A 20,857-nucleotide genomic window follows, 5' to 3' on the forward strand; every position below is an offset into this window, starting at 1 on the left:
CCTAATACGGCGTCAATGCGCCAAAATAGTAGTGTTAACCAAACTATTTACATAGGGAGTGTCCACCATGAAGTTTAAAACAATTAGTATCGATTTGGCAAAGAATGTATTCCAAGTATGTGGCGTGAATGAGTACATAAAACCGCAGTTTAATAAGAAGCTTAAACGCAATGAGTTACTTGATTTTATGCGCCAGCAATCGCCGACTGTGGTGGTAATGGAAGCCTGTTATTCATCACATTATTGGGGCAGAGAGTTAAGCAAACTCGGTCATGATGTGAAGCTTATCCCAGCGCAGCATGTCACGCCTTTTGTACGTGGAAATAAGAATGATCATAATGATGCATTTGCCATAGCGGAAGCCAGTCAACGGGCACATATTCGGTTTGTGCCGGTTAAATCAGAGTATCAACAAGAAGTGATGTGTTTACATCGCATTCGAGAGCGCCTGATTAAAAACAAAACGGCGTTGAGCAATCAAATTCGTGGGCTGTTGAGTGAATTTGGTGTGGTATTTCCTTGTGGTCATGCGGCACTACTCGTTGGGTTGGAAAGCGTCATCGATAACCCGCAATACAGTGTCAGGTTGCAACAGATCATGGCAGATATGCTCAATGAGTACAGCGCCATACTCAAACGCGTAAAAAACATTGAACAGCAACTACGAGAGTTTATTGATAGCAGTGAAAGCAGCCAAATCTTACTCAGCATACCGGGTATAGGGATCATCAATGCTTCGGCTTTTCTAGCCGCCATCGACAAAGGCCAGGCGTTCAACAGCCCCAAAGAATTCGCGGTATGGTTAGGGCTCACCCCAAAACAACATGCGTCAGGTAATGTGAGTAAGATGGGGGGGATCACCAAGCGCGGAGATCGCTATCTGCGTAAACAATTAATACACGGTGCCAGGGCATTGGTGAGTCGTGCAGCCAAAAGTACCGACCCCTTATCGGTATGGGCGATGAAACTTCGTGTCAGCAAACCTTTTAATCAAGTTGCAGTGGCTGTTGCCCATCGGCTTGCTCGACTTATGTGGATACTGCTCTCTCGTCAAGAGCACTATCAAGCGATGCCAAATACACACGTTAACGCATAATATGAAACAGTTTACGTTATCCCGGTCTGACTCAAATCCGTCAGAGACAAAGGCACAAAGCCTGTCTGGGTGTTGTGGAAGGCTAGACTCGGGATAACACTTTTTTACCCAACCAGCTTAGTCGACAATGATGAAGAAAACGGTCTACCCTACCTCATCAAAGCCATGACGCGGTCACCGGACAAGGCACGGATATAACAATCCGTATGGGTGAATAAAAAGGCGATAAGGTACCCGGTACCCGGTACCCGGTACGGAGTTCATCAGAGGCCTGGAATAATAAACCTATTCCTATTAAGAGCCTGAATATATGTCAGAACTAAGCCACTTTTAGACTTAACTTCACACGATTAGACGAGCTGGAACAAGAAAAGAAACAAGACTTCATGCTGCTGCGCAGCATGAAAAGATCACGGCTGTGTTGACATAGCGGGAGTGTCTATATATGTCTTTGCATTCTTGCATTCCTTTGTTCCTTTGTTCCTTTGTTCCTTTGTTCCTTTCCTCTTTGCATTCCACTATTTTTCGCCTCTTAATGAGGCGTTGGTGTCCCATTCAGAACCCTGCTTGACGGTACTACTATCTAGTACTATCATATCTCCCATGAAGAAAAAGCATCAGAAAACACTCGCACTCATTTTTGCTAGGCCTGTAAGTGGAAATGTAAAGTGGAATGACATTGAACAGCTATTTATCGAATTAGGTGCAGATATAGTTGAGGGCGAGGGTTCTCGTGTTGGTGTGAGGCTTTTTGGTGAGCGCAGAGTATTTCATCGTCCACATCCATCACCTGATACGGATAAAGGCGCTATGAGTAGTATTCGACGCTGGTTTGAGATGAATGGGGTAAAACCATGAAGAACGTTATGAAAATTGACGGCTACGATGCTGTCATTAATTATGATCCCGAAATCGAAATGTTTAGGGGGGAATTTATTAATTTGAATGGAGGCGCAGATTTTTATGCGTCCGATATTAGCGGACTTCATAAAGAAGGTCAGCTATCACTAAACATGTTTCTTGAAATGTGCAGTGAAGATGGAGTCAACCCTAGAAAGAATTACTCGGGTAAATTCAATGTCCGCATTAGCCCTGAACTACATGAAAACCTAGTTCTCAAAGCCTCTGCAACAGGCAAGAGTATTAATCAGCTTGTTGTCGAATCCATATCAAGTACGGTAGTCAATGGGTTATAACAAACGCATCAAACCTGACTCCGCTAGTGGGCCGGTTTTTTGCAAAACAAACAGCGCAAAAACGCGTCCAACTTGCTCCGCTGTTTATGCTGCATGTTTCGGACGAAACCGATCACCCATTTCGTTTCAATCCGATCGCTGGGGAAACGACTGTCTGTTTTTACCGGAATACGCATATGCGAAGCGTTATGTAAACAGGTAATCTAGTTCTATACTTTTCACATCTAATATTAAAAAGGGAATTACAATGGAATCGATAGAAAATGCAATTGAAGCCGCATACCAAGCTCATATATCATCGCTTTATAAAGTTTTATCTCATTCAATTTTATCTGCTAATGGAGACGCGAGTGAGGTTTCAGCAGCCGAAAGTAGATTTAAAAAAGGATTGGAGTTCGCTGCTATTGTTCGAAGTAAAGCAAGAACAGCTGCCGGTTTGTAAATGTTTACATAACACATATGAGCCTCCGGTCGGTCAATAGGTACTACTCATCTTTTGATCAAAAACATGATCAATCCAAATATCTGAGCTAAGCCGTTCGTTTACTTCGCCTGTCACGTGGACTGTCAGGTCATCGCCTACAGCAAACACTTCTCGCATTTGGTCACGAGATGGCTGATAACGCAGATTCAGTGAATGAGGGCGATAATTGTACTGACTAACGGTATTGGTCACATGCGCTTTTAAATCAGCGCCAAAGCGCACTAATTTAGTACGTCGCCGCAGTTAATCACGCGTAGCACGCAACTCATTGGGATAGTTGTACGCCAACGGGAAATTTCCCTCGCGCAGTAATTTGGCAATCTTAAATGAATCAATTTTGTCATTTTTAGTTTTACCGCCATGTATCGCTTTCATATATAACGGCATGGCCGAGTACGAAATCAATGTTATGCCGGTGACAAAAATCACTGACCCAGTACCAGCAATGCATGCACTCGACCCCTACCACAATATTGCCAAGACAAGGTTGTAGCAACGACAGTAATTGTACAGGCGAGTCTTGTATTTTCTTGTGAACTAGCACTTCACCGTGTTCGTCAATAATACAGACGTAAAGCAGGCGAGCATGTAAATCAATTCCACAATAGTAGGGATGTGTATTAATATAAAAATTCTTTGAGTCTTCTCGGTTGGCTTAAGCACCTTCAGTTTAGACCTTAAAGGTTAAATTGAAGGAGGAGGCTCAATGAGTGAGTATCAAGCCACTCAAGCAGGACAAATAACAGTTGGTTTTTGCTCCTTCGTCGCTTATTTTAGCCAACAATTATTTGCCTCTTAATGGGGCGTTGAAATCATTGGAATTGGGGTAGTCGTATGGAACTCGAAATAACTGTGGTAGATGCTTTTACAGACTCTGTTTTTGGCGGGAATCCAGCAGCAGTAATCATTACGGATGAATGGCTATCCGACGATTTGATGCAGTCTATAGCGGCGGAAAATAACCTTTCTGAAACGGCTTTTTTGGTTTTAGCTGATGCATCAACCTATCAGATCCGATGGTTTTCGCCTCTCGCTGAAATCGCTTTTTGCGGCCATGCAACTTTAGCCTCTGCTTTTGTCTTGTTTAACAAGAGCCCTGAGTTAACCAGCATTAAATTTTCAGCTAAGGCAGTTGGAGAACTATCGGTAGAAAAAACTGAATCAGGTAAGGTTCAGATGGATTTCCCGAATACCAAGCCAGAAAAGATCGAAACTATCCCTGATAACCTAGTAGCCGGCCTCTCTATACCTCCGGTAGATGTCTATTGTAACTCGCAAGCCTATTTCGTGATTTATGAATCTGAATCTGAAGTGTTGTCTGTGCAACGTGATAACGAGATCCTGAAGCAGCTTAGGCCACTTGATGTTGTCGTGACCAGCAGGTCTGAAGCCAAAGATTATGACTTCATATCACGGTACTTTTGGCCTGCGAATGGCGGTGATGAGGATCCTGTAACTGGCTCAATTCACACGGGCCTGGCTCCGCTTTGGGCCGACCGGTTTGGTAAAAATGACCTTGTTGCATATCAAGCCTCAAAGCGAGGTGGTGTGTTGAACTGTTTGGTGTCGGGTGACAGAGTGATTATTTCTGGCAATGCGGTTCTGTACTTAAGCGGAACCATCATAGTGTAGTGCCACAAATTTCTAACAAGGCCAGGCACGGCGTCGCCTTTTCGTTGCGACTTCGCCTTCACTACAAAGCCGCGCATGCTGGCGGCGTTATTAGTTGCCTTTCTTACTCAGGTGGAAATCTCTGCTTTTGGTGTAACACTCGCATAATACGAATAGTTTCTCCATCAACCCAATAAGAAACAATCATTGATACTTCCGGAATAATTAATATTCGTCCCCGAAAAATATGTCGTTGAACGCCCATTAGTGGATGTTCGAGTAAGTGCTCTATTTTCGTCTCTATAATTTGATCGGTTTTTTCAGCGGCACTAGGATTAAAATCAAATAAAAATTCAAATATTTTCTCACGATCATTGAGTGACTCTTCTTCCCAAAAGATCATGTTTTAATTCTATTACGAATCTTCATTTTTCTGGCTTCCATTTGCGCTTTAGCTTCATCATGCTCAATAAATTTAGCTTTACCATTATCAAATTTATCAAATGCAGCATTTATTTGTTCTGTTAACCACAAATCATGTGTCATAGATTTTCGTTGTTCTTCAGCTAACCCAACTGTAAGCTCTCTGCATGCGTCACTTAATGTACGCCCTTGGCTTTCAGTCATTAACTGCGCTAATCGTTTAGTTTCTTCATCAACTCTAAATTGAATGCGAGTGTCCATTATATGATACCTTTAATTCATATTGTGTGCACAAATGTTAGCACTGGCGCCAACCGCAGGCAACTATTAAGTAAGGATAGCTCACGCACAGAGGCGACTTCATCCTATTGTTGGACAAGCCCGGGGCTCGAAGCCCGATGTGAAAGATATCTGCTTATATAGTAGATATGTCGAAGGGCGACTGAGGAATAGCAAGACCTTGTTATGACTTACCTTTTTTATAGCCGAGTTTGGCTGAGACCGCCATTATTAGTACGCTAGCAATCTGTTTTACCGTCCTTTAAATCGTCTTATCCTGTCACCCCCTTGGTTGTTTTTGCACCCGTTAGCGTGGGTGCATCCTGTGCCTAAGCGCAATCCATTGCTGCGTAAGTTCGTATTATCAGCGTCATGGGTTTGTTTCGTTCCTCAAAATTTCTTGCCAACTAAATTTTGCCCATTAACGAGGGCGTTATAAATTTCTATAGCCTATGGTCTACCTTTGTACTAACATGTAATACAAATCACTACGGTTGGATGGATTTATGAGTATTACAAGTATTCGGCTTAATGATGATGTGGATAAGTCCTTGAATTTTCTTGCGAAAAAGCTCGATAGAAGCAAAAATTACCTTATAAATCAGGCGATCAAAGAGTTTTTGGTAAAGCAGTCGCTTGAAGATACTAGATGGCAAGATACGCTTGAAGCTCTAGAGTCTATAAAATCAGGTCAGTCTGTAGACGAAGCAGATGTTAACGCTTGGCTTAACAGCTGGGGCACTGGCGCGAGAACATCTCCTCCTAAACCATGAAGGTTAAATACTCACCAGAATCGATTGAGGATCTTCAGCGGGTTGTCGAATTCGTAGAAAATAAGAATCCATATGCTGCTCGTAGAGTTGCTATCGACATTCAAGAGGGTGTCCAGAAACTTAAACAATTCTTCCTAATTGGTTTACCCGTCTTAAAAGCTTCTGACCCAGAGATAATTCGCGATCTTTATATAGGTCAATATACGGTTCGCTATTTAATCACCGATGAGGTCATTTATATTTTAAGAATTTGGCACGGAAAAGAGAATGAAAAAAATTTATAATAAGTAAGGATAGCTCACGCACAGAGGCGACTTAATCCTAATGTTGGACAAGCCCGATGTTTGGGGGGATTACCGGGGCTTCTGCTTATGTAGTAGATATATCGAAGTGCGGTTGAGGTCGGTCTAGTTTTTTTTGAATGTTGGTAAATTTAGGCGGAGTTGGGCCACGATTGCTATTTTTCACCTCTGCAATCGTCTATTTTACGCTCTGCTTTTTCACTTTATTGTGTTACCCCCTAGGTTTTGACTGGCGTTGTTGGCGTGGGCGCATCCTGTGCCGAGTCACATTCCTTTGCTGTTTAGGTTCGTTCGACCAGTGCAAGCGGTCTGACCTTGCCTGGTTGGTATCGCAATGCTATTTTGTTTTTGTATAAAACTCTGAGATATAACTTCCACCTTTAATATTCAATACAAGTCGAAGTTTGTAACTTTGTCCTGAATTACCGACTAATTCTCTCAAATTAGTTTCTGTATGCCAATAATAAGGGCTTTGTATCATGCCTAATGGATATGGAGTTGGATTATTATTTTTATCAACCAGAAATATTGTGGCGCTGTCTAACGGAAAAGTTGAGTTGACCGTTGTTAAGTTGTTTTTGTCAAAGACATTCACTTCGAAATCGCCCGCTCTCAAAATACACTTTTGATTGATCACATCACAGTCTTCAAATGGAACTAACTGGATGACTTTCTCTTCTTCAGCTTGGCCTTCTTCATAGTAATCTGCAGCAATATATCCAATTACAGCTAAAATTGGTGCCACCATAAATGCAGTTCTTGTATGTTTATTCATTATTTTATCTTTTTTAAGGCTTTAATAACTTTTGATTTAAACATGTAGAAAAATAAAGGCTAAAGAGAAACTCTTTAGCCTTTAATGTTCAATGAATGATTTTTATCAAATCATGTTAACGATCCGTCCAGTAGATAATTTATACCTAGTGATCGCTGATTGCAGCGGTGCCACCTGGGCTACGCATGTTTTCAACCATATCTTGAACATGTTTAGGTGCTGGTCCGGTAAACTGAAGCACTACAAATGCAACGCCAAAGTTAACTAACGCACCCACTGCGCCAAACGCGTTTGGCGAGATACCAAAGAACCAGTTTTCAGGCATACCACCTAAGAAATCGGTACCCGGAATAAACATAATACCTTTATGTTGGAATACATAAAGCATCGTTACCCCAAGACCAGAACACATACCTGCTATTGCTGCTGTGCCACTCATTTTCTTAGAGAAGATCCCCATCATTAGTGCAGGAAATATTGATGATGCTGCCAAACCAAAGGCAAGCGCCACCGTCCCTGCGGCAAATCCAGGCGGATGCAGCCCCAAGTAACCCGACACAAAAATAGCAAGTGTCATCACCACTCGCCCTGCCAGTAACTCGTTTTTCTCAGATAAATCTGGTGTTAATACGCCTTTCATTAAATCATGAGAAATTGAGGATGAAATAGCTAATAATAAACCCGCTGCTGTTGACAGTGCCGCAGCTAAACCACCGGCAGCCACTAATGCAATTACCCAATTAGGCAAGTTAGCAATGGCAGGGTTAGCTAGTACCATAATATCGAGGTCTACTTTAACCATTTCATTGGTTGCTGTGTCTGCTGAATATTGTATTTTGCCGTCACCATTTTTATCTTCAAACTCGAGTAAACCTGTTGTTTCCCAGTCTTTAAACCACTGAGGACGCGCCTCATACTCTAAATATTGACCGGCCGCTGGTTCAATAGTACTCATAAAGTTAAGTCGTGCCATTGCGCCAACAGCTGGAGCAACCGTATATAACAACGAGATGAACACCAATGCATAACCTGCTGAAGAACGGGCAGCTTTAGCTGAAGGAACCGTAAAGAAGCGCATAATAACGTGCGGTAAACCAGCGGTACCAATCATTAGCGACATTGTATATGCGAACATATCTAATGAGCCATTCATGTTATCTGTGGTGTATTCTTTAAAGCCCAATTCAGTTACAACCAAGTCTAATTTATCAAGCAAGTAAACGCCGCTTCCGTCAGCCAGGGTAGAACCTAAACCAATTTGTGGAATAGGATTACCGGTTAATTGTAATGAGATAAAAATTGCAGGAATGGTATAAGCAAAGATTAATACAACGTACTGTGCTATTTGTGTATAAGTAATACCTTTCATACCACCTAGCACAGCGTAGAACCAAACAACGGCCATACCTATACCTAAGCCTAAGCCGTAGTCAACTTCTAAGAAGCGAGAAAATGCAACACCCACACCTTTCATTTGACCTATGATATAGGTTAACGATGCCATGATTAAACAAATAACAGCAACAATTCGAGCCGTTTTTGAATAATAACGATCGAATATAAATTCAGGAACGGTGAACTTACCATGTTTACGCATATACGGTGCTAGCAGCATCGCTAACAATACGTAACCACCGGTCCAACCCATTAAGAATACCGAACCGCCGTATCCTAAAAAGGCAATTAATCCTGCCATTGAAATAAATGACGCAGCACTCATCCAATCGGCACCAATTGCCATGCCGTTTTGCATAGGAGTGACGCCACCACCGGCGACATAAAAGTCACTGGTTGATTTAGCGCGTGCCCACCAAGCTATAGCGAAATACAATGTGAAAGAACCAAAAACCGCTATGTATGTATAAATCTTTAACTCATCCATTATGATCCCTCCTTATCCTCGTATTTTTTATCAAGTTTGTTCATTTTATGGCTATACCAAAAAATTAACCCAACAAAAGTATAAATTGAACCCTGCTGAGCAAACCAGAATCCGAGCTTATATCCACCGAGACGGATCTCGTTTAGTGGTTCTACTAATAACAAGCCAAAGCCAAATGATACGATGAACCAAATGACTAGACATATTGCTATTAAGCGCAGGTTTTCCTGCCAATATGTTGTCTTCTTTTCCACATTATTCTCCTAGCACTGCATGCCATTTTATTTATTACATACGCCGTTTTTTGTTGTAATAACTTTATTTTTCGAGAAAAAGTTTGAGTATAGTTATGCCGCCAAGTGCTTCCATAACAAGTTTGAAAACAACTTGTAACAATTCATATACAACTCTAACTATCTGCAACACTACCAAGCTTTGTTTTTATCAGATATACCACCTTGGTCTTATATCAGCATTTACCAGTTGACTTCATAACTAAGCCATCCAAAATTAGCTATATAGAACTAAAAAGTACTTTTAAAATTGCTTTGAGAAAGTTACCAAAAGGTCTTGATATGGACAATGAACTAGCTGAGGTCACCGCTTTTGTAGGGGCTATTCCACCCTTTGATTTATTACCTGACACCCTACTTGATAAACTAGTAAGAGAAATTAGCATTAGTTATTTAAGGGTGGGTGAACACTTATCACCTGATGATATTGAACAACCTCAATTGTACATATTGCGCAAAGGAGCCTTGCGCTATTTAGCTGCAGATAAAGAACTGACAGGAAAGTATGGTGAAGGTGATATTTGCACAATTTTCTGTCAAAAAAGAAGTCTATTAAATACGGATATTGCCGTCATTGTCGACGAAGATTCGTTAATTTACAGCCTAGATTATAAAACTCTCAAAACATTGCTAGTAGATTCACCTGAGGTTATTGAGTTTTTAGAGCATTCTTCTGAACAACGACTTCATAGCAAAAAAAACAAACTCAATGACGACGCTATTTTATCGTCCTCTATAAGCAATACCTCAGTTGAAGACTTTTATCATCATTCAGTCGCAACAATATCACCTACAGCTTCTATTCAAGACGCTGCCATTAAAATGACCGAACAGGGTTTTTCTTGCTTAGTGGTTGTTGACGAAAATGATTCACATGAGCAGATCGCTGACATGCGATTAGGCATAGTAACCGACAAAGATATTAGACGACGTTGTGTTGCATTAGGTTTGCCTACTTCTACTCCAGTAAACAAGATAATGACTAAGGACATTGCCACCATTGATATAAAGTGCAATGCATATGACGCATTAATTGCCATGACCAGCAACCATATCCATCATTTACCGGTGACCAAATTCGGTAAACTTGCCGGGATGGTAAGCGTTACTGATTTGGTGAATAACGAAGAACATAACACCGTTAACATGACCAGCATTATTCACAAAGCTAGCTATGTTGCCGAGTTAGTTACCATTAGCAAGTTGCTAAATAAATTACAAGTTAAGCTCACCAAGCTTGGTTCAAATGCCGACCATATTGGCAAAAGCATTAGTGCGATTACTATGGCATTTACCATACGCCTAATTGAAATGGCTGAACAAAAGTTGGGACCAGCGCCTGTTCCATATGCTTGGTTAGCAGCAGGTTCACAAGCAAGGCAAGAACAACTTGCGCATTCTGATCAAGACAACGCCTTAATTATTTGTGACACCATGAAACCAGAAGATGATGCGTGGTTTATGCGTCTCGCAACCTTTGTTAGTGACGGTTTAGCCGAATGTGGATTTATTTATTGTCCCGGCGATATTATGGCTACTAACCATAAATGGCGTCAACCACAGAAGATATGGCAACAATATTTTGATAAATGGGTTGATACACCTAGTCCAAAAGCCTTGCTAAATAGCAGCGTATTTTTTGATTTAAGTACCATTCATGGTGATGTCAACTTACTTGAAAAAGTGCGTCAGCACATGCTACAAAAAACCAAAGTCAGTACCTTATTCATTGCACATATGTCATCAAACGCCTTAAGGTCAAGGCCCCCTCTCGGTTTTTTCAGAGATTTTGTGCTCATTCAAGACGGTAAACACAATGCGACACTAGACTTAAAACACAATGGCATTGCTCCAATTGTTGACTTAGCCCGTATTTACGCGTTAAGCGAAGGCGTTTCTGCCGTAAATACAATTGAACGATTACAGCAATGTTCTGGCACCAAATCATTGACAAAAGCCTCTGCAGAAAATTTGATAGATGCGTATGCATTTTTGACTTCTGTGCGTCTAGAGCATCAAGGCAAACTCTTGCGTAAGAAACAATCCGTCGACAACTACATTGATCCTAAACAAATTTCGAAGCTAGAAAGAGAGCATTTAAAAGATGCTTTTAAAGTCATTAAAACAATGCAAGATTATCGCCAATCGGCTGTTATTTAGGGGGGGTACTTTGTTTCTTAATAGTCTATTTGGTTACGAAGCGCGTAGAAAGCGTCTTTTAAAAAAAGTGCCGAAAGGGGCGCTGTACGATTTTTTATCTGTACCGTTTCCTAGCGAAGAAACTTGTTTATCCGACCTACCTATTCTGTCTGTAGATTTTGAAACCACTGGGTTAAATGCCATTACTGACAAACTACTTAGCGTGGGTTTTGTGAGCATTGATAAACGACAAATTAAACTAGGCAGTTGCTACCATCAAATTATTAACACTAAGCACCGCCTTGATGCAGATAATGTGATTATTCATCAAATTACCGACCAACAAAAGTCTCAAGGAAAATCTTTACGAGTTGTAGTCGAGGCGTTATTAAAAGCGCTAGCTGGTAGGGTTATGTTGGTGCATTTTGCTCGAATTGAGAAACAATTTTTAAGGCAAGCTTGTCTAGAATTATATGGTGTGTCCCCACCTTTCATGATCTTGGATACCCTAGCGATTGCGAAACGTAAGCTCGATCAAAGAGACATCGCTTACCACCCGCAAGAATTAAGACTTTCTGCTTTACGGCACAAACATGATTTACCCAATCACTTTGCTCACAACGCGCTTAATGATGCTATTGCTACAGCTGAACTGCTTCTAGCACAGCAAAAAGCAGGAGCGACAAAATTAAAGGATTTATTTTAAAGAACCCAATAGCCGTCAAGCTAGCACAGGTTTTTCGGCAGACTGTGGGTATTTACCAAAACATAGTGGCTTTTGGTAGTGATTAAGGTCACAGTCTTGAGCAGTAAAAAATTATTAACTGTAATATATCGGAAGATAAAGCTTTAGTAATTACTAAAAATACAGATTGTAATGGATTTATAACCGATCATGAGTATCACCTCGAAAAAGAGAAAAAAAGGTGGAAGCTGTTGTCTTTATTATACGTTGATGATGATGGTAAATATGAGTGCTTATAGCGCTGCTAACGTTGGCATCAAGTTATGGCAACGTTATATGCAATGAGTCATTGCGAGTGAAATGTTGGCGTAACTATCAGAATCATATCAGCGCGCAAAGCTACCAAAAATGAACACAAAAATTACGAAGGTGGCAATCGATGAAATCCCATAAGAATCCTTACGCATCAAAGCTTAAAAAGCCTGTGACAATGCGTAATAAGCGAAGATGTAACATCCTTTTTTAGCAAATGGCTGAAGAAGACGGCGTTCCCTACCAAAGTTTAATTAATCTCTATCTTCGTGATTGTGTTGCACAACATCGAAAAATTGATATTTCATGGCACACAAAGCCCTAATAAGTTGATCCATTTGACGCATCGGTCTACATTCATTTTTGTGCATTCGCTGTGTCCATTGTCGCACAAAAATCCACTACAACCGGAGCGCAAGTGAGCAAAACGTTATGTGTTATAGTGATATCGAAGTTGAGCGATAAATATGGTGTCGTCTTTATATGTGTAAACTATTCGGTGTTCATCAGTAATTCGCCTTGACCAATAACCAGCTAAACCGTGTTTTAACGGTTCAGGCTTACCAATCCCCTCATGTGGAGATCGGCTGATGTCCTTGATAAGCAAATTTATCCTTTTTAATACTTTTGTATCAGTACTTTGCCAGTACAGGGAGTTTTCCCATGCTGTCGTTGAAAAGGTCAGTTTCACTCGATAAGCTTTCTTTCGTGCCCACCGCCGGATTCCAATTCGGCAATCGACGCTAATAGTTTTCTGGCGTTTTCAGGAGAACGCAATAAATAGGTGGTTTCTTCCATTGATTGATAGTCTTCCAACGACATCATCACGACGGATGGTTGCATTTTTCTGGTAATAATCACCGGAGCATGGTCATTGCAAACTTGCTCCATAGTAGTTGCCAATTTGGCCCTAGCGGCGGTATAACTTATGGCATCCATAGACTATTCCTGTACTGGTAGTTGTACATAGTGTAATGGCATATAATAATCCAATCAACCGGACAAATACTCACTGGCTCCCCTTCGGGATTTTAGACAGCGAGTATTTGCCGTTTATTAAGACCGTTATACGTCATCCAAACATCTGGGCAGGAGTAGTAATACATGAACTCTGCAAGCGTAAAAGCAATAAAATCCATTCTTACTCAGTGGGTTGAATCAACCCGCCATGATAAGAAAGACCGTATTCTGGAAAACCATCTGCCTAGTAGTGTCATTTTTGATGTTTTGGCACCCATGCAATACCTAGATATACAAGCGTATCGAGAAAGCTTTGATAAATGGCAACCTCCATTTGAAATACCTTGTCTGTTCGAGATTTTGGAACTAACTATAAAGGCCGAAGACGAGATCGGCTTTGCACATTGTCTAATTAACTGCGGTGGCAGGCTTCCTGACGGCAAGGAAGTTAGAGATACTGTCCGTGCAACATTCTGCTTTGTAAAAACAGAAGGTTCGTGGCATTTCGCGCATTATCATGTTTCATCACCAATGGTGGTGGGTGAGTAAACGTTTCAACAAGACCTTGGAATGGCCAAATGGGTGGTGACGAACGTCCGTTTTGCTCGGTTGAACTTACATGGCTTAGCTGCCATAGGACTAGCGTGATTTTTCCATAGAAAATGGAGTTACTGGTGCATATAAGGTCCCTAGGCGTTTAGTTTTGCCAACACATGGATATATATCTAAGCCACTTTAAAACCCGCTGGCACCGCACGTCTGAGGCTGGCTACTTTTGCGTTGTTCCCGCTCTATCGACAGACGACATTCTTTCAAAGGGACGTCTTGAATTGAAGCACGCCAGTCGTTCGGCAATGTGTATTTTGCAGTAACTTGGGTATATACTACGCGGCCATAATTTTTCATCCATTATCAGCTTGGCTCAGAGGCTTTTTTTATCATGCGCACAGACTATTGCGGCAACATCAATGCATCATTCATCGGACAAACAGTCACACTTTGCGGTTGGGTTAATCGCCGTCGAGATTTGGGTGGTGTTATTTTTATCGATCTTCGGGATCGCGAAGGCATAGTGCAGGTTGTGTATGATCCAGATTTAGCCGAAATTTTTGAAACTGCCAATAGCTTACGGAATGAATTTTGTGTACAGCTCACTGGCTTGGTGCGTCCTCGTCCAACTGGCCAAATTAATCAGGACATGGGTACCGGGGAAATTGAAATTCTCGGTAAAGGGTTAACTGTCCTGAATAAATCGGCTCCTTCACCACTGGACAGTAACCAGGAAAATTCCGAAGAGCAGCGTTTGAAATATCGCTATCTGGACTTACGCCGTCCTTTGATGAGCGATCGCCTCAAGTTTCGCGCCAAGGTTACCAGTGCGGTACGAGCGTATTTGGAAAACGACGGCTTTTTGGATATTGAAACGCCTATCTTGACCAAAGCGACGCCCGAAGGTGCCCGGGATTATTTGGTGCCGAGCCGCACACACAAGGGGCAGTTTTTCGCCTTGCCTCAGTCTCCACAATTATTCAAACAACTGCTGATGATGTCGGGCATGGATCGCTATTATCAAATCGTTAAATGTTTTCGGGATGAGGATTTGCGCGCAGACCGTCAACCTGAATTCACCCAGATTGATATCGAAACCACGTTTTTGGACGCCGACGGGGTGATGGCCATTACTGAAGGCATGATCCGTGATTTGTTTCGTAAAATGCTGGATGTGGATTTAGGTGATTTCCCGCAAATGACCTATGCAGAAGCGATGCGTCGCTTCGGTAGCGACAAACCTGATTTACGTAACCCCTTAGAGCTGGTAGATGTAGCTGACCTGCTTAAAGACGTCGAGTTTAAAGTCTTCTCAGGCCCAGCAAATGACCTCAAAGGACGAGTAGCTGTTATACGCGTACCTGGTGGTTCGACTATGACCCGTAAGCAAATTGACGAATATACCAAGTTTGTTGGCATCTACGGAGCTAAGGGGTTGGCATGGATGAAAATCAACGATCTTGATGCGTGCATGGAAGGCTTGCAATCACCCATCTTGAAATTTTTAAGTACAGAAGTCACGCAACAAATATTGGCGCGAACGGCGGCACAAAGCGGCGATATCTTGTTGTTTGGCGCCGACTCGGCAACCGTGGTTACCGAAGCTCTGGGGGCATTGCGTTTGAAACTAGGTGAAGACCTGGACTTGCTGCAAGGCAACTGGAAACCGCTTTGGGTCGTTGATTTCCCCATGTTTGAAGAAGTTGACGGGCAACTTCATGCCTTGCATCACCCTTTTACGGCACCCAGAAACATGACACCCCAGCAGTTGGCCGCCGACCCGGGCAATGCTTTGTCTAATGCTTATGACATGGTGTTAAATGGCTGCGAATTAGGGGGCGGTTCGGTGCGTATCCACAGCCAGGACATGCAAGCTAAAGTCTTTAGTCTGTTGGGGATAAGTGATGAGGAAGCGCAAACAAAATTCGGTTTTTTACTCGAAGCGCTAAAATACGGTGCGCCACCCCACGCAGGTTTAGCGTTTGGCCTAGATCGTCTGGTGATGTTGATGACAGGTGCTACGTCCATTCGCGAGGTGATGGCCTTTCCCAAAACTACCACAGCGGCTTGCCCATTAACCAACGCCCCCGGTGAAGCTAATCCACAGCAGCTCAAAGAACTATCTATTATGACTGTCGCGGCAAAAGAGCCCGTGTCAGGCACCCAGTAATCAATCATTCGGTTATGCCATATCGTCGGCCAGAATCCGCGTTGGTGATCATTTATGATCACCAGTGTCGGGTTCTGGTATTGCAACGCAAGGATGATCCCCAGTTTTGGCAATCTGTCACCGGCACCCTGGAAGTAGGTGAGCTGGCGCAACAAACCGCCATGCGCGAGGTGCAAGAAGAAACCGGCATAGATGTGCTCACGGCTGGCTATCAACTGCGGGACTGTCAGCAGATCAACCGCTATGCCATTCGGCCGATTTGGCAGTATCGTTATCCACCCAATACCCCGTATAATACTGAGCATGTATTTGCCCTTGAAGTGTCAGGACAGGACACCATACAGTTGACTGAGCATCTTGCCTTTAAGTGGTTAACAAAAACCGCAGCCATGGGCAAAGTCTGGTCAGACACCAACCGTGCCGCCATTAGGCATTATGTGCCTGATCAAGTGCCACAATCGGTCGCTTCACCATTAGGTAACAACCCCAAGTGACAATCATTCTAGGTATCGATCCCGGCTCCCGCATCACAGGTTATGGCGTGATCAAGCAACTGGGCAGTAAATATCAATATTTAGGCAGTGGCTGTATTCGTATGCAAGGGGACGAACTGGCGCCCAGGCTGCAACAAATATTTGATGGCGTCACTGAGCTTATCTTACAGTTTCAACCTACTACTTTTGCCATCGAGCAAGTGTTTATGGCTAAAAATCCGGATTCGGCTTTGAAACTGGGACAGGCAAGAGGGGCCGCCATGGTGGCCGCAACCAACCAGAAATTGCCGGTGTCTGAATATTCCGCCCGGCAAATAAAACAGTCAGTGGTGGGTAAAGGTAGCGCAGAAAAAAGCCAGGTTCAGCATATGGTGACTTACTTGCTAAATTTATCCGCCACCCCGCAAGCGGATGCAGCGGACGCGCTGGCGGTCGCTATATGCCACAGCCACACCCAACAAAGCTTGATCCGAATGGCTGGCCAGGCAAGCAAAACTGTGCGCGGCAGACTTCGATAAGCTCCATGCAATTAACGTATTAAAGGTAATCCATGATAGGTAGAATACGCGGCACAGTCGTTGAAAAGCAGCCCCCAGAGGTCTTGATTGATGTGGCAGGGGTGGGGTATGAGATCCAGATCCCCATGACCAGTTTTTACCAACTGCCGGATATAGGCATGGAGGCCTGTGTCTACACACATTTTGTGGTGCGCGAAGATGCCCAGTTACTGTTCGGTTTTGCCGATAAAAACGAGAGAGCGGTATTTAGGGAATTGATTAAAGCCAACGGCGTGGGACCGAAACTCGCCCTCACTATATTATCTGGTATGTCAGGCCAGCAGTTTATGTATTGTGTCGGTAATGAAGATATCACCGCCTTGGTAAAATTGCCTGGTGTGGGTAAAAAAACCGCTGAACGTTTGGTCATAGAGATGCGAGACCGCTTTAAGAAATTAAGTTTAGAGCAAGACTCAACAAGTCTTGGGGGCATAGATGCCGGGCAGGTCATGCAAAATACCTTTATTAGCACTAACGACGCCAAAGACGAAGCCTTAAGTGCATTGCTCGCCTTGGGCTACAAGGCGCCCCAGGCCCTCAAGGTCATCAATTCAGTGTATGTTAAAGATATCACCAGTGAAGAGCTGATCCGTGAATCATTGCGGGCCATGATTTAATTGCCCGTTATAGAAGCTTGAGATTGAGTCGGCAGTGCAATAGACTGTCACTGTATAAATAACCACTATTAATCCCAGACGGACACCATGATAGAAGCCGATCGCCTAATTCAACCTACCGCCAGATGCGAAGATGAAGTTATAGACAGGGCGATCCGTCCAAAAATGTTGGCGGATTATACTGGGCAAGATCATGTTTGTACGCAAATGGATATCTTTATTCAGGCAGCGCGCAAGCGCAATGATGCTCTGGATCACCTGCTTATCTTCGGTCCACCAGGGTTAGGTAAAACTACCTTAGCTAACATAGTGGCTAACGAAATGGGGGTTAACATTAAAGCCACTTCAGGTCCGGTGCTGGAAAAAGCCGGAGATTTGGCCGCACTGCTGACCAACCTGGAAGAAAATGATGTGTTGTTTATTGATGAAATCCATCGTTTGAGCCCGGTGGTAGAAGAGATCCTTTATCCAGCCATGGAAGATTACCAGCTGGATATCATGATAGGCGAGGGGCCGGCTGCTCGTTCGATTAAGTTAGAACTGCCGCCTTTTACCCTAGTGGGAGCAACCACCCGGGCGGGATCGTTAACGTCGCCGTTACGCGACAGGTTCGGCATAGTGCAGCGCCTGGAATTTTATAATGTTAAAGATTTGACTCAGATTGTGAAACGTTCGGCCAGTTATTTAAACCTTGAACTACACCAGGAAGGAGCGGTGGAAATAGCCAAACGTTCCAGGGGCACACCACGTATCAGCAACCGGCTGTTACGCAGAGTCAGAGACTATGCGGAAATAAAAGCGGATGGCAAAATTAGTCTGGAGATCGCTTCGTTGGCCCTGGATATGCTGGACGTGGATAAAGAAGGATTTGATTATATGGATCGTAAATTGCTTACTACCATAATCGAGAAGTTTGGTGGCGGACCTGTGGGGTTAGACAATCTTGCTGCTGCCATTGGCGAAGAGAAAGATACTATTGAAGATGTCATTGAGCCATTTTTAATCCAGCAAGGATTTTTACAACGCACTCCACGTGGGCGACTGGTATCCCAGCGGGCATTTTTGCATTTTGGCTTCGATTACACCGCGCATCTCTAATGGCCCATATTTTTGGGGGAGTCAGTCTAGCAGACAAAAAAAAGCCCGCGGAATACGCGGGCAAAACAACAAATAAAGTTGTAAAGGAATAAATTCCAGGGAACATGTCAGTCAACAGGGAGTCGACTTAGGTATCTGATTAGCAATTGACTGGAAAGTCTTTTGTTACTCAAGAAAACAAGTCTATTGTAGCTTCACAAATCTTTTGTACAATTGAAAAAAATTGTTATTTCAGATTATAAAAACTAATCTATTCGTTTCTATATTTTTTTGTATCCAGAATGTTAATGAATAATATCAAACTATAATTGCATTAAATCAAGGTGTTATGTTTTTTGCCTGATATTTAAACTATTATATTTTTTGTGGTGTAACTTTGGCGTGCGTCTCAAATGGGCAAGTTTTTTGAATTTTTATGCACAGTTTAAATTTGAACCACGCCGGGTAAATGTGTCATGGTAGCGGGAGAATAAGTTAACTTATTGAAATTTTTATAAATTTTCGCTATAAGTGGGGTAAGTGAGCGTTGAGCGCAGGGTTGAACGTAAATAGTTATGCGTCTCCGAGGCCGATTTTGGTTTGAACTTAACAGCAACAGACAGATAGTGAAATGATGGATAGAGTACATAAACATGATGTTCGCGTTTATTATGAAGACACCGATGCAGGGGGTATAGTTTACTACGCTAACTATCTGAAGTTTCTGGAACGGGGCCGAACCGAGTGGTTAAGGGCGTTAGGGTTTGAACAAGATATATTGTTGGAACGAAAACTGGGATTTGTCGTCAAACGAGTCGAAATGGATAATCATGCGCCTGGGCGCTTCAACGAGCTATTGAGTATTCATACTGAAATAGTAGAATTGCGGCGAGCAAGCATGATGTTCAAACAAATAATAACAAGTCCAAACGATACACGTTTGGTTAGTGCGTTAATCAGAGTCGCCTGTGTCAACCTTTCAACTATGAAACCACAGGCTATTCCAGCATTTATACTAGGGGAATTTTCGCGTGTCGTCTGAGCTATCTATATTCGGTCTTTTTTTGGAGGCCAGCTTGCTTGTGCAACTGGTTATGTTGTTGCTGTTGGCAGCATCGGTTGCGTCATGGACCTACATATTTCAACGTTCAAGAGCGTTAAATCGCGCCAAGTCCGAAATGAAAAAATTTGAAGATAAATTTTGGTCCGGAGTAGATTTGAACCGGCTTTATCAAGAGCTGGCCGCACGGCAATCTCTACAGGGTATGGCTAGCTTATTTTGTGCTGGGTTTAAAGAATTTATGCGCCTGCGCAAAGGCTCAGGCACCCCGGCTGATGCCATTATGGATGGCTCATACCGGGCTATGCGTGTATCACTGTCAAGGGAAGTAGATGAGTTGGAAAGCCGACTGCCGTTTTTAGCCACGGTAGGTTCGATCAGTCCTTATATAGGTTTGTTTGGTACAGTTTGGGGCATAATGACCGCCTTTATTGCCTTGGGCCAAGTGCAGCAAGCCACGTTAGCCATGGTTGCCCCTGGTATAGCCGAAGCACTCATCGCCACGGCCATGGGGTTGTTTGCTGCTATTCCAGCCGTTATTGCCTACAATCGCTTCAGCCATCAGGTAGAAAAACTGGAAAATAACTATGGTAATTTCATGGAAGAGTTCTCCAGTATTCTGCATCGTCAGGCGTTAGCTGGCAAAATCGAGCCCGCTGTGCCAGTAGCACAGAATCAGGGTTAAACGGACACTCATTATGTATGTAAGAAAACGCCGCCGCCCCGTTTCGGAAATTAACGTTGTGCCGTACATAGACGTCATGCTGGTATTGCTGATTATCTTTATGGTCACCGCACCGCTGGTTACCCAGGGAGTAAAAGTAGATTTACCCAAAGCTCAGGCCGAACCTCTTGATGAAGATAGTAAGCCGCCTCTGATTGCCACTGTCGATGCCGAGGGTAACTATTATATCAGCATTGGTGATGAACAAGACCAGTCCATGTCGGCTGTGGATTTAGCCACCTTGGTCGCTGCGCATTTAAACCTGGAGCCTGATACCCCCGTGGTGGTCAAAGGAGACGGAGCTGTGCCATACAGCAATGTGATCGAGTTAATGGTGTTGCTGCAGCGTGCGGGCGCCCCCTCGGTTGGTTTGATGACCGATCCTCCTGAAAATTAGGT

General features: G+C 43.1%; 25 protein-coding genes and 1 pseudogene. 18 read left to right on the forward strand and 8 right to left on the reverse strand.

Features of this window, described 5'->3' with window-relative positions:
* The first annotated feature begins 67 nt into the window (after positions 1–67).
* The 4 genes from AC3RV5_RS07665 (at position 68) to AC3RV5_RS07680 (ending at position 2,734) form a co-directional block, all read left to right on the forward strand.
* Complete coding sequence (locus AC3RV5_RS07665) at positions 68–1,096, forward strand: IS110 family RNA-guided transposase (RefSeq protein ID WP_489731345.1); 1,029 nt, start codon at positions 68–70, stop codon at positions 1,094–1,096.
* A 603-nt stretch (positions 1,097–1,699) separates the two neighbouring features.
* Positions 1,700–1,954 (forward strand): type II toxin-antitoxin system HicA family toxin, encoded by a 255-nt coding sequence (locus AC3RV5_RS07670; protein ID WP_489731346.1) that lies wholly within the window; start codon positions 1,700–1,702, stop codon positions 1,952–1,954.
* Positions 1,951–2,292, forward strand: a complete 342-nt coding sequence (locus AC3RV5_RS07675) for a type II toxin-antitoxin system HicB family antitoxin (protein ID WP_489731347.1) — start codon at positions 1,951–1,953, stop codon at positions 2,290–2,292. The genes AC3RV5_RS07670 and AC3RV5_RS07675 overlap by 4 nt, the downstream gene beginning before the upstream one ends.
* Positions 2,293–2,539: 247 nt before the next feature.
* On the forward strand, positions 2,540–2,734 hold the full coding sequence (locus AC3RV5_RS07680; RefSeq protein ID WP_489731348.1) for a hypothetical protein: 195 nt from the start codon (positions 2,540–2,542) through the stop codon (positions 2,732–2,734).
* A 144-nt stretch (positions 2,735–2,878) separates the two neighbouring features.
* Here AC3RV5_RS07680 and AC3RV5_RS07685 read toward each other — a convergent pair.
* Positions 2,879–3,401: pseudogene (locus AC3RV5_RS07685) on the reverse strand (IS110 family transposase); the annotation flags it as partial.
* A gap of 209 nt (positions 3,402–3,610) precedes the next feature.
* Between AC3RV5_RS07685 and AC3RV5_RS07690 the strand changes: the two are divergent.
* Positions 3,611–4,408, forward strand: coding sequence for a PhzF family phenazine biosynthesis protein (locus tag AC3RV5_RS07690; protein ID WP_489731349.1), 798 nt, complete (start codon positions 3,611–3,613; stop codon positions 4,406–4,408).
* A gap of 103 nt (positions 4,409–4,511) precedes the next feature.
* Here AC3RV5_RS07690 and AC3RV5_RS07695 read toward each other — a convergent pair whose 3' ends face one another.
* Together AC3RV5_RS07695 and AC3RV5_RS07700 are read right to left on the reverse strand one after the other, a co-directional pair.
* Complete coding sequence (locus AC3RV5_RS07695; protein WP_489731350.1) at positions 4,512–4,790, reverse strand: type II toxin-antitoxin system RelE/ParE family toxin; 279 nt, start codon at positions 4,788–4,790, stop codon at positions 4,512–4,514.
* Positions 4,787–5,071 (reverse strand): damage-inducible protein J, encoded by a 285-nt coding sequence (locus tag AC3RV5_RS07700; protein WP_489731351.1) that lies wholly within the window; start codon positions 5,069–5,071, stop codon positions 4,787–4,789. Before AC3RV5_RS07700 ends, AC3RV5_RS07695 begins: the two co-directional genes overlap by 4 nt.
* Before the next feature lie 524 nt (positions 5,072–5,595).
* Between AC3RV5_RS07700 and AC3RV5_RS07705 the strand changes: the two genes are divergently transcribed.
* Together AC3RV5_RS07705 and AC3RV5_RS07710 are read left to right on the forward strand one after the other, a co-directional pair.
* The gene (locus AC3RV5_RS07705; protein ID WP_489731352.1) at positions 5,596–5,862 is read left to right on the forward strand and encodes a ribbon-helix-helix protein, CopG family; all 267 of its coding nucleotides are present in this window, start codon (positions 5,596–5,598) and stop codon (positions 5,860–5,862) included.
* The gene (locus tag AC3RV5_RS07710) at positions 5,859–6,146 is read left to right on the forward strand and encodes a type II toxin-antitoxin system RelE/ParE family toxin (protein ID WP_489731353.1); all 288 of its coding nucleotides are present in this window, start codon (positions 5,859–5,861) and stop codon (positions 6,144–6,146) included. The genes AC3RV5_RS07705 and AC3RV5_RS07710 overlap by 4 nt, the downstream gene beginning before the upstream one ends.
* Positions 6,147–6,501: 355 nt before the next feature.
* Here the strand turns inward: AC3RV5_RS07710 and AC3RV5_RS07715 are convergent, their stop codons facing one another.
* From AC3RV5_RS07715 to AC3RV5_RS07725, 3 genes are all read right to left on the reverse strand, one after another.
* Positions 6,502–6,939, reverse strand: a complete 438-nt coding sequence (locus AC3RV5_RS07715) for a hypothetical protein (RefSeq protein ID WP_489731354.1) — start codon at positions 6,937–6,939, stop codon at positions 6,502–6,504.
* A gap of 145 nt (positions 6,940–7,084) precedes the next feature.
* A complete protein-coding gene (locus AC3RV5_RS07720; protein ID WP_489731355.1) occupies positions 7,085–8,821 on the reverse strand; it encodes a sodium:solute symporter family protein in 1,737 nt (578 codons plus the stop codon).
* Positions 8,821–9,075, reverse strand: a complete 255-nt coding sequence (locus AC3RV5_RS07725) for a DUF4212 domain-containing protein (protein ID WP_489731356.1) — start codon at positions 9,073–9,075, stop codon at positions 8,821–8,823. The genes AC3RV5_RS07720 and AC3RV5_RS07725 overlap by 1 nt, the downstream gene beginning before the upstream one ends.
* 321 nt (positions 9,076–9,396) lie before the next feature.
* Here AC3RV5_RS07725 and AC3RV5_RS07730 point away from each other — a divergent pair, with 321 nt between their 5' ends.
* On the forward strand, positions 9,397–11,274 hold the full coding sequence (locus AC3RV5_RS07730; protein WP_489731357.1) for a putative nucleotidyltransferase substrate binding domain-containing protein: 1,878 nt from the start codon (positions 9,397–9,399) through the stop codon (positions 11,272–11,274).
* Between the two features lie 10 nt (positions 11,275–11,284).
* A complete protein-coding gene (locus tag AC3RV5_RS07735) occupies positions 11,285–11,959 on the forward strand; it encodes an exonuclease domain-containing protein (protein ID WP_489731358.1) in 675 nt (224 codons plus the stop codon).
* A 721-nt stretch (positions 11,960–12,680) separates the two neighbouring features.
* Here AC3RV5_RS07735 and AC3RV5_RS07740 read toward each other — a convergent pair.
* Positions 12,681–12,941, reverse strand: a complete 261-nt coding sequence (locus tag AC3RV5_RS07740) for a Txe/YoeB family addiction module toxin (RefSeq protein ID WP_489731359.1) — start codon at positions 12,939–12,941, stop codon at positions 12,681–12,683.
* On the reverse strand, positions 12,938–13,189 hold the full coding sequence (locus tag AC3RV5_RS07745; protein WP_489731360.1) for a type II toxin-antitoxin system Phd/YefM family antitoxin: 252 nt from the start codon (positions 13,187–13,189) through the stop codon (positions 12,938–12,940). The genes AC3RV5_RS07740 and AC3RV5_RS07745 overlap by 4 nt, the downstream gene beginning before the upstream one ends.
* Positions 13,190–13,354: 165 nt before the next feature.
* On the opposite strand from AC3RV5_RS07745, the gene AC3RV5_RS07750 reads away from it, so the two are divergent.
* The 9 genes from AC3RV5_RS07750 (at position 13,355) to tolR (ending at position 20,855) form a co-directional block, all read left to right on the forward strand.
* Entirely contained in the window at positions 13,355–13,759 is a 405-nt protein-coding gene (locus tag AC3RV5_RS07750) for a YybH family protein (protein ID WP_489731361.1), read from the forward strand.
* Between the two features lie 391 nt (positions 13,760–14,150).
* Positions 14,151–15,929: an aspartate--tRNA ligase gene (gene aspS, locus AC3RV5_RS07755; protein WP_489731362.1), complete on the forward strand. Its 1,779-nt coding sequence runs from the start codon at positions 14,151–14,153 to the stop codon at positions 15,927–15,929.
* A gap of 14 nt (positions 15,930–15,943) precedes the next feature.
* A complete protein-coding gene (gene nudB / locus AC3RV5_RS07760) occupies positions 15,944–16,423 on the forward strand; it encodes a dihydroneopterin triphosphate diphosphatase (RefSeq protein WP_489731363.1) in 480 nt (159 codons plus the stop codon).
* On the forward strand, positions 16,420–16,941 hold the full coding sequence (gene ruvC / locus AC3RV5_RS07765; protein WP_489731364.1) for a crossover junction endodeoxyribonuclease RuvC: 522 nt from the start codon (positions 16,420–16,422) through the stop codon (positions 16,939–16,941). The genes nudB and ruvC overlap by 4 nt, the downstream gene beginning before the upstream one ends.
* A 32-nt stretch (positions 16,942–16,973) precedes the next feature.
* Positions 16,974–17,597 carry a Holliday junction branch migration protein RuvA gene (gene ruvA / locus AC3RV5_RS07770; RefSeq protein ID WP_489731365.1) on the forward strand — a complete coding sequence of 208 codons (624 nt, stop codon included), beginning with the start codon at positions 16,974–16,976 and terminating at the stop codon, positions 17,595–17,597.
* A gap of 87 nt (positions 17,598–17,684) precedes the next feature.
* Positions 17,685–18,695 carry a Holliday junction branch migration DNA helicase RuvB gene (gene ruvB / locus AC3RV5_RS07775; RefSeq protein ID WP_489731366.1) on the forward strand — a complete coding sequence of 337 codons (1,011 nt, stop codon included), beginning with the start codon at positions 17,685–17,687 and terminating at the stop codon, positions 18,693–18,695.
* 610 nt (positions 18,696–19,305) lie between these two features.
* Positions 19,306–19,716, forward strand: a complete 411-nt coding sequence (gene ybgC / locus AC3RV5_RS07780) for a tol-pal system-associated acyl-CoA thioesterase (RefSeq protein WP_489731367.1) — start codon at positions 19,306–19,308, stop codon at positions 19,714–19,716.
* Positions 19,706–20,419 carry a protein TolQ gene (gene tolQ, locus AC3RV5_RS07785; RefSeq protein WP_489731368.1) on the forward strand — a complete coding sequence of 238 codons (714 nt, stop codon included), beginning with the start codon at positions 19,706–19,708 and terminating at the stop codon, positions 20,417–20,419. The genes ybgC and tolQ overlap by 11 nt, the downstream gene beginning before the upstream one ends.
* A gap of 13 nt (positions 20,420–20,432) precedes the next feature.
* Entirely contained in the window at positions 20,433–20,855 is a 423-nt protein-coding gene (gene tolR / locus AC3RV5_RS07790; RefSeq protein ID WP_489731369.1) for a protein TolR, read from the forward strand.
* Positions 20,856–20,857: the final 2 nt, after the last annotated feature.

This window comes from Paraglaciecola sp. IT1134, assembly GCF_058068185.1.

Bases quoted from the DNA above. Each gene is read 5' to 3' on its own strand.
- AC3RV5_RS07700 (WP_489731351.1), bottom strand. From the start codon at position 5,071: ATGGACACTCGCATTCAATTTAGAGTTGATGAAGAAACTAAACGATTA.
- AC3RV5_RS07670 (WP_489731346.1), top strand. From the start codon at position 1,700: ATGAAGAAAAAGCATCAGAAAACACTCGCACTCATTTTTGCTAGGCCT.
- AC3RV5_RS07730 (WP_489731357.1), top strand. From the start codon at position 9,397: ATGGACAATGAACTAGCTGAGGTCACCGCTTTTGTAGGGGCTATTCCA.
- AC3RV5_RS07665 (WP_489731345.1), top strand. From the start codon at position 68: ATGAAGTTTAAAACAATTAGTATCGATTTGGCAAAGAATGTATTCCAA.
- ruvB (WP_489731366.1), top strand. From the start codon at position 17,685: ATGATAGAAGCCGATCGCCTAATTCAACCTACCGCCAGATGCGAAGAT.
- AC3RV5_RS07710 (WP_489731353.1), top strand. From the start codon at position 5,859: ATGAAGGTTAAATACTCACCAGAATCGATTGAGGATCTTCAGCGGGTT.
- AC3RV5_RS07675 (WP_489731347.1), top strand. From the start codon at position 1,951: ATGAAGAACGTTATGAAAATTGACGGCTACGATGCTGTCATTAATTAT.
- tolR (WP_489731369.1), top strand. From the start codon at position 20,433: ATGTATGTAAGAAAACGCCGCCGCCCCGTTTCGGAAATTAACGTTGTG.
- ybgC (WP_489731367.1), top strand. From the start codon at position 19,306: ATGATGGATAGAGTACATAAACATGATGTTCGCGTTTATTATGAAGAC.
- nudB (WP_489731363.1), top strand. From the start codon at position 15,944: ATGCCATATCGTCGGCCAGAATCCGCGTTGGTGATCATTTATGATCAC.
- AC3RV5_RS07695 (WP_489731350.1), bottom strand. From the start codon at position 4,790: ATGATCTTTTGGGAAGAAGAGTCACTCAATGATCGTGAGAAAATATTT.
- AC3RV5_RS07680 (WP_489731348.1), top strand. From the start codon at position 2,540: ATGGAATCGATAGAAAATGCAATTGAAGCCGCATACCAAGCTCATATA.
- ruvA (WP_489731365.1), top strand. From the start codon at position 16,974: ATGATAGGTAGAATACGCGGCACAGTCGTTGAAAAGCAGCCCCCAGAG.
- AC3RV5_RS07720 (WP_489731355.1), bottom strand. From the start codon at position 8,821: ATGGATGAGTTAAAGATTTATACATACATAGCGGTTTTTGGTTCTTTC.
- AC3RV5_RS07745 (WP_489731360.1), bottom strand. From the start codon at position 13,189: ATGGATGCCATAAGTTATACCGCCGCTAGGGCCAAATTGGCAACTACT.
- AC3RV5_RS07750 (WP_489731361.1), top strand. From the start codon at position 13,355: ATGAACTCTGCAAGCGTAAAAGCAATAAAATCCATTCTTACTCAGTGG.
- AC3RV5_RS07715 (WP_489731354.1), bottom strand. From the start codon at position 6,939: ATGAATAAACATACAAGAACTGCATTTATGGTGGCACCAATTTTAGCT.
- AC3RV5_RS07690 (WP_489731349.1), top strand. From the start codon at position 3,611: ATGGAACTCGAAATAACTGTGGTAGATGCTTTTACAGACTCTGTTTTT.
- AC3RV5_RS07705 (WP_489731352.1), top strand. From the start codon at position 5,596: ATGAGTATTACAAGTATTCGGCTTAATGATGATGTGGATAAGTCCTTG.
- aspS (WP_489731362.1), top strand. From the start codon at position 14,151: ATGCGCACAGACTATTGCGGCAACATCAATGCATCATTCATCGGACAA.